We start from the raw sequence: 12,484 nt of genomic DNA on the forward strand, positions 1-12,484 counted from the left end.
AAGGAAAGCCCCCTAAAAATCGTTTTTGTTGTTTTTTTGTTGTTTTTTTGGATTTTTGACAACATCTTTATTTCACCACTTGCAAATAAAGATGTTTTTATGCAATAATTATTTCTTCACTGATTAACACGGTGAAGAAACAAGTCGGGGCATAGCGCAGCCTGGTAGCGCATCTGGTTTGGGACCAGAGGGTCGTAGGTTCGAATCCTACTGTCCCGACCATCCATTCCCAAGAATATAAAACAAGTTAGCCGCTTAACAGTTATTAAACTGAAGCGGCTTTTTTGCGTCCAGTCCTTCAGTCCATTTACTCTGTTGCCTGACACCCACACGCATTCTGATATATATCAAATTGTTTTTAGAATAAAAATCCCCAATCCTTTTTCTTCCCTTAAACATATATACATTTATTTACCAAAGAAATAAACTTAAATACGTTAAGCGATTGCGCAATCTGCATGTGCTTTTGCCTGTATAAAAATAAAAATCCAAAAACACACGATTTATTTTTATTTTCTACTTCAAGGATAGTAACAATGTTGCATTTAAAGAAAACCGTGCTGGCCGCTGGGCTTGCAATTGGTTTTCTGGGTTTTAATACCCAGGCAGAAGAAAGCAAATACCCTGAACGACCCGTCAATATGGTCATCCCTTTTACAGCGGGCGGCCCTACCGATAATGTCGCGCGCTCTTTGGCTGAAGCCATGCGTACCCAGCTTGGGGAAACGGTTGTTGTTGAAAACAAGGCTGGCGCAGGTGGCACCATCGGCACAACTCATGTCGCCCACCAAAAGCCAAACGGTTACAATATTTTGCTCATGCATATCGGGTTTTCAACCGCCCCATCCCTATATAAAAACCTGGGTTACGATCCCGTCAAAAGCTTTGAGCCCATTGGCATGATTGTCGATGTCCCCATGACCATTATTGCCCGCGAAGATTTTCCGGCCAATAACATGAAAGAACTGGTTGAATATGTCAAGGCACACAAAGACGAAGTTACCCTGGCCAATGCCGGTGTTGGTGCTGCCAGCCATCTATGTGGCACCATGTTGATGTCTGCCCTTGATGTAGACCTGCTAACCATTCCCTATAAAGGCGCTGCCCCAGCCATGAACGATCTGCTGGGCAAACAGGTAGACTTGCTGTGTGACCAAACCACCAACACATCACAACAAATCCTGGGCAAAAAAGTTAAAGCTTATGCCATTACCAGTGCAGAACGCTCTCCTACCCTGCCCGATCTGCCAACCATGCAGGAAGAAGGCTTCAAGGATTTTCAGGTAGGTATCTGGCACGCATTGTGGGCACCGGCCGGTACTCCCAAGCCTGTCCTGGAAAAGCTTGAATCAGCACTGGCTGGTGCTTTAAAAGATCCAAAATTCAAGGAGCGCATGGACCAGCTGGGTGCCACCGTACTTGAAAACGATGCCCATCCAGCCGCTTTACAAGCCAAGGTTGAGCAACAAATCCCGGTATGGGCGGAGCTGTTTAAAAAAGCAGGCGTTGAACCACAATAAGCCTGTTAACCGTATTTTTTCAGCCGCTTTTATCACAGGCATGAAAACCAAATAAACATTATGCAGTCACGTAACCGGAGAAAACCAATACGTGACTGTATTTTGTTTTCGGGCTATTCCCGCATACCGCCTGTTTACCTTTCCACCAACAAACCCGCCATCCGTTGTACTTTCCGCCTTAAATCTTCCAGCGAACCATCATTGACCACACTGAATGAAAGCGCTTCCCAACCCGCTGATACCGGCTCAAACCTGTCCGCCTGTGCATGCAATACCTCTACAGTGGCGTCCGATGGGTCTTTACCTTCCTGCGCTCTTTGAACAATACGGTTTTGCATGATGCGCTCGGGTGCCTCGCAGCTGATCAGCCTGAATGGCACATCCAAGCAGTTGGCAAGATCCTGAAACAAGCCCCGGTCGGACTGCCGCAAAAAAACAGCATCAACAACCACAACAAATCCGGCCTGCAACAGTTTTTCAGCAAGCTCAAGCAGGCGCGCGTATACCCGCTGGCTGGTCTCGGGCGCATAAAGGACGTCTTTATTCACATCCTGGCCACTTTTCAACGCTTTCCTGAACAGGCGCTTACGTTCAGTATCGGAGCGCAAGCGAATACCACCCATCTGGTCAGCCAGCATTTGCGCCACGGTAGACTTGCCCGAACCACTTAAGCCATACACCAGCACCAGGGCCCGCTGCGTTGCGCAAGACACGAAATGCCTGGCCAAGCGCCAGTATTGACTGAATTTTTCGTTCTTGCCTTGCATTAAGGCAATTTTGGCCCTGACCAAAGCCCGGTAGGCCGCATATTCTGGCAAAAGCCGTACCCCTTCATAGTCTCCACTTTCTTCCAGATAAGTATTCAGCAGGCGCGAGGCCAGCTCGGGCAAGCGATTGGCCAGCAAATCCATATATGCAAAGGCCAAATCATTCATGACATCGATATTGCTTAAACTGTCGTCAAACTCAAGCGCATCAAAGGCCATGACCCGGTCTTGCCAAAGCACAATATTCCCCAGATGCAAATCACCGTGGCAGGGCCTGAAAAAGCCTTGTTCAATTCGCTGCCTGCGCCATGGAAGGTGGCATTCAAACGTTGCCTTCAAGTCTTCCCTGAAACTCGTCCACTCCGCTGCTTCCGGCATGGTTGAAAAAAGCGGATGGGACTTGATTTCATCAAAACTTTCAAGCAGCCAGTCTAATGTGCTTTTTCCATTGGCCACCGTACCAGGCAGACGTGGCAAAGATTCATGAAAACAGGCCAAATGCCGCGCCAGTGTTTCCACCAGTGGGAACGTCAGTCTTCCTTCACGCGCCATCACGGCAAATTCCTGGCGGCTGTCAAAACGGCGCATTTTCACCAGCCAGTCGATCACACCTTCCTGACCGTCAATATCCGGAGCCTGCGGACTACCTGTTACCGGCAAAACAGCCAGATATAACTCTGGCGCCGTGCGCTGGTTGATGGCCAATTCTTTCAGGCAGTAATGATGCCGGTTTTCCAGCGTGGAAAAATCCAGAAACGGCAACTTAAGCGGTTTTTTCAGTTTATAGGCAAACTCACCAGCCAGAATAATGGTTGAAATATGGGTTTGCGTAACCACAACCTGCGCCCCTGTCTGCGCTTGAAGTTTTTGACGCAATCCTTCGACCATCAGCGCATGCCTGTCCAAGCTATCATCCTGTTGCTGCAAATCCGTCATGTCTGACATCCATTTTAATAAGAAGGCTTGAAAGACAAGAGTCTAAGCCCGTTTAAAACCACCAGCAGACTGGCACCCATATCGGCAAAAACTGCCATCCACATAGTCCCCATTCCGCCCAAGGTTAACAGCAAGAACACCAGTTTAATACCCAGCGCCCAAACAATATTTTGCACCAACACCCGATATGTCACACGGGATAATTCAATAAAGCACGGTATTTTACGCAAATCATCATCCATCAGCGCAACATCGGCCGTTTCAATGGCCGTATCCGTGCCCATGGCTCCCATGGCAAAACCGATCTCGGCCCGTGCCAGGGCGGGTGCATCATTGATCCCATCTCCCACCATACCCACCATGCCTGATTTTTGCAATTCAGCAATTACATCCAGCTTGTTTTCCGGCATTTGCTGTCCAAGCGCACGATCTATACCTACCTGGCGGGCGATGGTTTGCACGGTTTGCGAATTGTCGCCTGACAACATGATTGTTTTAACGCCCTGCTCATGCAGTCGCTGAATGGCTTGCCGACTATCGGGCCTGACCGTATCCGCCACCGCAAAGACGGCCATTACCCGGTTCTGGCAACACAGCAAGACAACTGTTTTACCCTGGCTTTCAAAAGTATGTACGGCTTGTATTACCGAGGCATTAAGCAAACCCTGTTCAAGCGCACGCCGTGGGCTTTCAAGCATATATTCCACACCATTAATGACACCTTGCACACCCCGGCCAGGCAAAGCCTGAAAACCCTCAACCGGATAGGCCAGCACACCGTCTTTGCGGGCAGCCTGCGCGACCGCCATGGATACCGGATGATCAGACAGGCCTGCCAGACTGGCGGCTATTCTTCGCGCTTCCGTTTCGTCCAGACTGGCCTTCTCCTGACCCACACGCCCTCCCGAAACCTGCGTAACCGCCAACTTTTCAGGCATCAGCATCATGTCGGTTTGCACCGGCTTGCCTTGTGTGAGGGTTCCTGTTTTATCCAGCGCCAGCCAACGCAGTTTCCGGCCTTTTTCCAGATAGGCAGCCCCCTTAACCAGCACACCATGTCGGGCCGCAGCGGTTAAACCACTTACCAGGGTAACCGGTGTTGAAATAACCAGGGCGCAGGGACAGGCAATCACCAACAACACCAGTGCCATATAGATGGCATCAAGCCAGGCGGTTCCCAGGACAAAGGGCATAAAAACGGCCACCAACAAGGCCAGCAGACAAACCGCAGGCGTATAATATTTGGCAAACTGGTCCACAAACCGTTGCAAGGGTGCTTTGCTTGCCTGGGCCTGTTCCACTACCCGTATAATCCGGGCCAAGGTACTGTTTTCAGCCAAAGTACCCACCCTGAACTCGAGCAGACCACTTTGATTGATGGTACCGGCATACAGCTCATCACCCTGCCGCTTGTCAACAGGCATGCTTTCACCCGTAATGGGCGCCTGATCCACCGTGGAATACCCCTTGACAACCGTTCCGTCAAGCGGAATCCGCTCTCCCGGACGGACCTGCACAAGCGTCCCGGTTCCTACCTGCCCAACCGGCAATTCCTGCCAGCCTTTATCCGCCAGATAAACCCAGGCGGTTTGCGGCACCATTTGCAACAGACCGCTCACGGCATGACGGGCACGATCCAGTGACCTGGCTTCCAGCAACTCGGCGATACTGAACAGCACCATCACCATGGCAGCTTCGGGCCATTGCCCGATCAACAATGCACAGCTGACCGCAATCGTCATGAGTGCATTGATGTTTAACTGCCAGTTGCACAAGGCAATAACACCCTTGCGGTAAGTGCCCAGACCCGATAAAAATACGGCCAGCACCGCCAGCAAGGCAGAAAATAGCCATGGCCCTTCTACCCAATGAATGACTTCTGAAGAAATGGCCAAAATGGCGGCCACAGGCAGTTTCCAGCCAAACGGAAAGCGGCTTTTCCGCATGCTGTTTTTGCCAGCCACTACATCCGTTTCGGCAGTCTCTGGCTCGAAGCCCAAGGATTTAATCGCCTCAAGAATTGCATCCAGGGCCTGAGGTTGATGCACGACCAACAATTCACGCTGCATCAAATTAAAGCTCATGGTCATGACCCCCGCAGTATTCTCAAGCCGGCTCCTTATGAGCCGCTCTTCGGTTGGACAATCCATTTGCATGATACGAATGGGGGTATGCACGGCATTACCCACCACCTGCCGGGAGGGCAAATCCCTGAACCCCTCTTTGGATTCATGATGAGCATGACCAGACTTATGATCGTGCCCGTGCCCGTGCTCGTGCTCATGAACATGTTCATGTTCATGTTCATGTTCATGCTTATTATTATGTTGCTGGCAACAGCCTGCCATAACGTACTCCACTTATCCGGTTATTCATTTATAATGATTAAACACCTTGTAGCAACTACAAGGTCAAGTGTTTTCAGGAGTCAGCAATGAAAATAGGTGAATTGGCCAGTTTGCTCAACTGCAAAACGGAAACTATTCGGTATTACGAGAAAGAAGGCTTGTTACCCAAACCCGAGCGTAATGCCAGCAATTATCGTCACTATGGTGAGGCACATGTTAAACGCTTGCGGTTTATCCGCAATTGTCGCTCACTGGATATGACACATGACGAGATTCGCACTCTGCTAATGGTGCAGGATGTAAGCAATGGCAACTGCGCCTGCTTTAGCCAGGTGATCGAAGAACACCTGGGACATGTGGATGCCCGTATTCAGGAGCTATTGCACCTGAAAGAGCAACTGATTGACTTGAGAAAGCAATGTGAAACCGCGCAGGCGGTGGAAAACTGTGGCATTTTCAGGCAGCTTTCCACGATGGAAAGCACCGAACCACCTACACGCCATTCACATTTATAGCAACATTAACCGAAACGGCCGGTAATGTAATCTTCAGTTTCCTTGCGCTGTGGTTTAACAAAGATTTTCTCTGTCTCACCAAACTCCATCAGCTCGCCCAGGTACATATAGGCAGTGTAGTCGGAACAACGGGCTGCCTGCTGCATGTTATGGGTCACGATGGCAACGGTATAGTCTTTTTTCAACTCGGTAATCAATTCCTCGATTTTTACGGTTGAAATAGGATCAAGTGCCGAACAAGGCTCATCAAGCAATAACACCTCGGGTTTGATGGCCACACCACGTGCAATACACAAGCGCTGTTGCTGACCACCCGACAAGCCGTTACCACTTTGACCGAGCTTGTCTTTCACTTCATTCCACAAAGCCGATTTAGTCAAGGCCCATTCAACCCGCTCGTCCATTTCAGCCTTACTGAGTTTTTCAAACAACTTGACACCAAAAGCGATGTTGTCATAAATACTCATGGGAAACGGCGTAGGTTTTTGGAAAACCATTCCCACTTTTGCACGAATCAATGAAATATCGGTATTGGTGGTAAGCAGGTTTTCACCATCAAGGTTGATCTCACCTTCTGCACGCTGCCCTGGATACAATTCGAACATGCGGTTGAAGGTACGCAACAGGGTAGACTTGCCACAGCCCGAAGGACCAATGAAAGCAGTTACCTTGTTACGGGCAATACGCATGTTTACGTCTTTGATCGCGTGAAAACCACCATAATAAAAATTCAGGTTTTTAACTTCGATCTTTGTCTCATCGACTGGAACCAAATTTTCCATTTCAATTTCCTAAAATCTGTATATCGATAATCTGTTTACTTACGGAACAAACTGCGAGCCAGGATATTCAGGCCCAATACCAGCAGGGTAATCAGGGTTGCTCCTGCCCAGGCCAGCTCGTTCCAGTCTTTAAAGGGACTGGCCGCGTATTGATAAATAACCACTGGCAGGTTGGCCATTGGTGCATTCATGTTCCAGCTCATGAACTGGTTGGACAATGCGGTAAACAGCAAGGGAGCCGTTTCACCCATAATGCGGGCCACTGCCAGCAAAATGCCGGTAATAATGCCTGAGCGCGCAGCACGGTAACAAATCATGGTCACAATACGCCATTTGGGGCAACCCAACGCAGCAGCGGCTTCACGCAGGCTGTTTGGCACCAGCAAAAGCATGTTGTCGGTGGTGCGCACAACGACCGGAATAACCAGAATGGATAAGGCCAGCGCTCCTGCCCAACCGGAGTAATGACCCACATTGGACACATACAAGGAGTAAATGAACAAACCGATAATAATGGAAGGGGCTGATAGCAGGACATCGTTCAGGAAACGGGTAGCCGGTGCCAACCAGCCACGGCTGCCATATTCGGCCAGATAGGTGCCTGCCATGATGCCAATAGGCGTGCCAATAATGGTGCCCACCGCCGACATAAGCACGGAACCAAGTATGGCGTTGGCCAAGCCTCCCGAATCACCCGGTCCGGGGGTGATTTCGGTAAACAGGGTAAAGGATAAGGATGCACCACCTTTAAGCAGCAAGGTAAGAATAATCCAGAAAAGCCAGAACAAGCCGAAAACCAGTGCAATGAAAGACAGCGTTAACATGACTTTATTGATTTTGCTACGTTTTCTATACAGGGCGTTATCGTTGTTAAGCAACGATTTTACAGGCGCAGATGTATTCAATGTAGAGTATGTATTCATTTTTTGTATCCGGTACGCTTAGGATTTCTTGCCTTCACCCTTGGCTGCACGTGCAAGCAACAAGCGGGAAAGTGCCAAAACAATGGTCGTAATAAGGAACAGGATAAGACCCAGTTCGATCAAGGCTGATTTTTGCAAACCACCTGCCTCGTTGAATTCGTTCGCAATGGCAGAGGCAATAGAGTTTGCCGGAGAGAAAATACTGTCAGGCAAGCGGAAAGCATTACCAATGACAAAAGTAACTGCCATGGTTTCACCCAATGCACGCCCAAGGCCAAGCATAATACCACCAATGACACCGCTGCGGGTATAAGGCAAGACGACTTTCCACATGACTTCCCAGGTTGAAGCGCCCAACCCGTAAGCAGACTCTTTAAGCATGGCTGGCACCACCTCGAACACGTCACGCATGACCGAGGCAATGTAGGGAATGATCATAATGGATAAAATGAGACCGGCGGTGAACAGGCCAATACCAAAAGGAGGGCCCGAAAAAAAGCCGCCAATGACAGGAATATTGCCAAGTACGGCAATCATGCCGGGCTGAATGTATTCCTGGAAAATAGGCACAAAAACAAACAAGCCCCACATGCCATAAATAATGGAGGGAATCGCTGCCAGCATTTCTACAGCAACACCCAATGGCCTGCGCAACCAGGCCGGGGCCAGTTCAGTCAGGAACATGGCGATACCAAAAGAAACGGGAACCGCAATAACCAGTGCAATAAAGGCGGTTATCACCGTACCTAAAATAGGTACAACAGCGCCATATACATCATTGACAGGGTCCCAGTCATTTATGGTAAAAAATGACATACCATAGGCGGCAATGGTTTCACGACTTCCATAAACCAGGGAAACCATGATGGCTGCAAGCAAAATAAAGACGAAGAAGGCGAAAAACCTGGCTGTACCTTTGAACAAACCATCTGCAAGTGCATTTTTACTTGTCGGGTTTGGTGGGATATCTTTTTTCATGGCTGAATCAGCAGTTTTAATATTAGAAGAAACGGAAGGGGTTATTGTAGCGCTCATTCTCGACTCTACTTTTGAATTTTGCAAAAAACATGGCGGTTTTTTAATAACCGCCATGTTTTTCAAACAAGGTTAGCCAATTAATTGAACAGCCCGTTGTTTATTTCCAAACTGCTTCACCGCCAGTTGTTTTGATTTCAGATGCCCATGCATCACGAACCTGGCTGGTAACTGCTTCTGGCAGCGGTACGTAGTCCAGCTCGGCGGCTGTTTTAGCACCATTTTTAAATGCCCAGTCAAAGAATGACAGCACTGCTTTTGTTTGCTCGGGTTTTTCAGCAACTTTATGCACCAGGATGAAAGTAGCTGCAGTAACAGGCCAGGATTCTGCACCGGGTTCGTTAGTTAACACAACACCCATACCTGGGGCACCTTTCCAGTCAGCATTGGCGGCAGCTGCTGCGAATGCTTTTTGTTCTGGCTGAACGAATTTACCGTCCTTGTTTTGCAATTGTGTCCAAGACAGGTTGTTTTGTTTTGCGTAAGCATACTCTACATAACCAACCGAATTTTTCAATTGACCTACGTAAGCAGCAACGCCTTCGTTACCTTTACCGCCCTGACCTACTGGCCATTTAACGGCCTTGCCTTCACCTACTTTTTCTTTCCATTCAGCAGAAACTTTAGACAGGTAGTTGGTCCAACCGAAGGTGGTGCCTGAACCGTCTGAGCGGTGAACAACAACGATGTCGGCGCTTGGCAGTTTAAGATCGGCGTTCAGGGCAACGATAGCAGGATCGTTCCATTTTTTGATTTTACCCAGGAAAATGTCGGCCAGTACAGAACCGGACAGTTTCAGTTCACCGGGTTTGATACCTTCGATATTAACAACAGGCACTGTGCCGCCAATAACAGCAGGAAATTGCAGCAGATTGTTTTCTGACAGTTTGTCAGCTTTCATTGGGTCGTCGGAAGCACCGAAATCAACGGTTTTAGCAATAATTTGCTGTTGACCACCACCCGAACCAATTGACTGGTAGTTGATTTTATTACCAGTTTCTGCTGCGTATTCAGATGCCCATTTTGCATAAATAGGATATGGGAAAGAAGCACCTGCACCAGTTACTGTACTGGCGGCCTGTACTGAAAAAGCAGCAGTGCCTAAGGCGACTGCCAATGTAACGCGTTTAAATGCATGCTTCAACATTGTTTTTCCTTTCGAGAAAAGTGGAAATGGATTTTTATACCAATGACGACATAGTAAATCCCAAATATGACATGATTGTGACAGTTCTTGCATATTCGCTTGCGACTTGTCTAGACCACAACCTCCAAAAACCCTAATTAATCAATAAATTAAAAGAAAGATGTTGATTTTTTACATCAGACAAAAAACGTGAACAAATGTCAACAAGCTTTAGGCCTCCTGAATTTGCCCACGTTTTCAAAGCCAGGCCCGGCTGGTGCCTGGTGATGACCGGGGGAAAGAATTATTTACCCAGCAATCCCATTAAATGATTTTGCAAATTAAATGGTTGGCGACGGTTTCTGACACGCTGGTAATTGCCGTCGGGTTGCTGTTCCCAAGCCAGTACATTGTCTTTAAGCGCATAAGTGAATGACTCGGCAATAACCCGTTTTTTCAGTGCGGGATTTAACACAGGGAATCCGACTTCTACACGACGGAAAAAGTTGCGCTCCATCCAGTCAGCCGAAGAGAGATAGACCTGTTCTTTACCATTGTCATAAAAATAAAATACCCGGGAGTGCTCAAGGAAGCGCCCTACAATGGATCGCACGCGAATATTTTCAGACATACCGGCAACCCCGGCACGCAAGGCACACACCCCACGCACAATCAAGTCAATTTCCACTCCGGCCTGACTTGCCTCATAAAGGGCATTAATCACCTGGATATCCAGCAGGGAATTCATTTTGGCCATAATACGGGCCTTTTTACCCTGACGTGCGTTTTCTGCTTCATTATTAATCAGCGTTAGCATTTTGCCATGCAGGGTAAAAGGAGACTGCAGTAACAATTTCAGTGGACGCCTGGCCCCCAAACCGGTTAACAGGGAGAATATCTTATCCATATCCTCGGTAATTTCCCGGTTGGCGGTTAGCATGCCAAAGTCGGTATACAGACGGGCTGTACGCGGATGGTAATTACCGGTACCCAGGTGACCATAGCGCACAATGCGGCGCCCTTCCCTTCTTAACACCAATGCCATTTTTGCATGGGTTTTATGACCAACCACCCCATAAACCACATGCGCACCAACCTCTTCAAGTTTAGCGGCCCAATTGATATTGGTTTGTTCATCAAAGCGAGCCATCAGTTCTACCACTACAGTAACTTCCTTGCCCGACTTGGCAGCCATAACCAGCAAACGCATCAATTCAGAGTCTTCACCGGTACGGTAAATGGTTTGCTTGATCGCGACCACGGCCGGGTCTATGGCTGCCGCCGTCAGAAAATCGATGACCGGATCAAAAGATTGGTATGGATGATGCAACAGCAGATCTTCTTTGGCGATCGCACTGAACATATGCTCAGGATGATCTTCCATTTTATCAAAGGGTGATGGAATTTTTGCCCTGTAACCTGGAAACACCAAATCGGTTCCCGCATCAATATCACACAACGGCATGATGCGGGTCAGGTTAACCGAGCCCGCAGTACGGTATGTGTCAAGTGGTGTCAGCGCAAACTCGGATTGCAGGAAAACTTCCAGCTCTTCAGGGGTATCCTCGGCAATCTCCAATCGAACCGCGGCACCAAAGTTGCGCTGGGACAACTCTCCCTGCAAAGCCTGCCGTAAATCGGTTACCTCATCTTCATCGACATATAGGTCGCTGTTGCGGGTTACCCGCCATTGATACAGTCCCTTGACTTCCAATCCTGGAAACAGATCTCCGACAAACATCTGCATCAGACTGGACAGCAAAGTGTGTCCGTGTTTTTGGCCACACACTTCTTCGGGAATTTTTAACAGCCGCGGCAAGGCACGCGGTGCCTGAACAATGGCAATGGAAGAAGTGCGTCCAAACGCATCAACACCCGATAGTGAAACGATAAAGTTAAGGCTTTTGTTATAGACCCGGGGAAATGGATGGGATGGATCAAGCCCGATGGGCGTCAATAAAGGCATCACATCCTCCAGGAACACCTCACGGGCCCAGGCCATCATGCTTTCGGTGTACTCCTGGGGCTTGAAAATATAAACCCCTTTCTCACGCAAGGCTGGCAAGATACTTTGATTTAATAAGGAATACTGCCGTTTAACCAGCTCATGCACATCTTTTTGCACCAACTCAAATGCCTCACTGGGTGTGTAACCATCATCACCAATCACCCGTGGATTTCGTCGCTCCTGCTCTTTAAGGCTGGCAATCCGGATCTCAAAAAACTCATCCAGATTGGAACTGACAATACATATATATCGCAAGCGCTCTAGCAGTGGCGTATTTTCGTTTTCAGCCATTCCCAATACCCTGGCGTTAAACTTGAGTAAAGACAACTCCCGGTTCAGCAAATTGGGGGGTGACACATCTTCCTGGTTATTCTCGATCATGATTACCTTACAAATGATTTAATTTTTTATTTGTTGCTTATACACTATATAAATTACCATTTAATGACAATGTCGTATAAGCGCTTTTTTTCATTAATTTAATTATTTCTGTCTCATTGGCACACACTCACTTTACGCAAATC

10 protein-coding genes and 1 tRNA gene are annotated in these 12,484 nt (G+C 48.3%); 4 read left to right on the forward strand and 7 right to left on the reverse strand.

The window, feature by feature from the left end; all coding sequences use genetic code 11:
- Positions 1-145 precede the first annotated feature (145 nt).
- Together KU392_RS07355 and KU392_RS07360 are read left to right on the forward strand one after the other, a co-directional pair.
- Positions 146-222: transfer RNA gene (locus KU392_RS07355), tRNA-Pro, on the forward strand.
- 314 nt (positions 223-536) lie between these two features.
- On the forward strand, positions 537-1,520 hold the full coding sequence (locus tag KU392_RS07360) for a tripartite tricarboxylate transporter substrate binding protein BugD (protein WP_217734977.1): 984 nt from the start codon (positions 537-539) through the stop codon (positions 1,518-1,520).
- A gap of 134 nt (positions 1,521-1,654) precedes the next feature.
- Here the strand turns inward: KU392_RS07360 and KU392_RS07365 are convergent, their stop codons facing one another.
- Positions 1,655-3,223, reverse strand: coding sequence for a bifunctional aminoglycoside phosphotransferase/ATP-binding protein (locus tag KU392_RS07365; RefSeq protein ID WP_169295228.1), 1,569 nt, complete (start codon positions 3,221-3,223; stop codon positions 1,655-1,657).
- 14 nt (positions 3,224-3,237) lie between these two features.
- Positions 3,238-5,571 carry a heavy metal translocating P-type ATPase gene (locus KU392_RS07370; protein WP_217734978.1) on the reverse strand — a complete coding sequence of 778 codons (2,334 nt, stop codon included), beginning with the start codon at positions 5,569-5,571 and terminating at the stop codon, positions 3,238-3,240.
- An 86-nt stretch (positions 5,572-5,657) separates the two neighbouring features.
- On the opposite strand from KU392_RS07370, the gene cadR reads away from it, so the two are divergent.
- Complete coding sequence (cadR, locus tag KU392_RS07375; protein WP_169295230.1) at positions 5,658-6,086, forward strand: Cd(II)/Pb(II)-responsive transcriptional regulator; 429 nt, start codon at positions 5,658-5,660, stop codon at positions 6,084-6,086.
- 5 nt (positions 6,087-6,091) lie between these two features.
- On the opposite strand, the gene pstB is transcribed toward cadR, so the two are convergent.
- The 3 genes from pstB to pstC are packed head-to-tail and all read right to left on the reverse strand — an operon-like array spanning position 6,092 to position 8,769.
- Positions 6,092-6,868: a phosphate ABC transporter ATP-binding protein PstB gene (gene pstB / locus KU392_RS07380; RefSeq protein WP_169295231.1), complete on the reverse strand. Its 777-nt coding sequence runs from the start codon at positions 6,866-6,868 to the stop codon at positions 6,092-6,094.
- Between the two features lie 35 nt (positions 6,869-6,903).
- A complete protein-coding gene (pstA, locus tag KU392_RS07385) occupies positions 6,904-7,791 on the reverse strand; it encodes a phosphate ABC transporter permease PstA (RefSeq protein ID WP_217734979.1) in 888 nt (295 codons plus the stop codon).
- An 18-nt stretch (positions 7,792-7,809) separates the two neighbouring features.
- Complete coding sequence (gene pstC, locus KU392_RS07390) at positions 7,810-8,769, reverse strand: phosphate ABC transporter permease subunit PstC (protein WP_217734980.1); 960 nt, start codon at positions 8,767-8,769, stop codon at positions 7,810-7,812.
- Here pstC and KU392_RS07395 point away from each other — a divergent pair.
- The gene (locus KU392_RS07395; protein ID WP_169295015.1) at positions 8,654-8,902 is read left to right on the forward strand and encodes a hypothetical protein; all 249 of its coding nucleotides are present in this window, start codon (positions 8,654-8,656) and stop codon (positions 8,900-8,902) included. The genes pstC and KU392_RS07395 overlap by 116 nt on opposite strands.
- 24 nt (positions 8,903-8,926) lie before the next feature.
- Here the strand turns inward: KU392_RS07395 and pstS are convergent, their stop codons facing one another.
- Complete coding sequence (gene pstS / locus KU392_RS07400) at positions 8,927-9,973, reverse strand: phosphate ABC transporter substrate-binding protein PstS (protein WP_169295234.1); 1,047 nt, start codon at positions 9,971-9,973, stop codon at positions 8,927-8,929.
- Positions 9,974-10,256: 283 nt separating this feature from the next.
- Complete coding sequence (gene ppk1 / locus KU392_RS07405) at positions 10,257-12,341, reverse strand: polyphosphate kinase 1 (protein ID WP_169295235.1); 2,085 nt, start codon at positions 12,339-12,341, stop codon at positions 10,257-10,259.
- Between the last annotated feature and the right edge of the window lie 143 nt (positions 12,342-12,484).

It is taken from the genome of Advenella alkanexedens (assembly GCF_019132845.1).
Lineage (GTDB): Bacteria > Pseudomonadota > Gammaproteobacteria > Burkholderiales > Burkholderiaceae_B > Advenella > Advenella alkanexedens.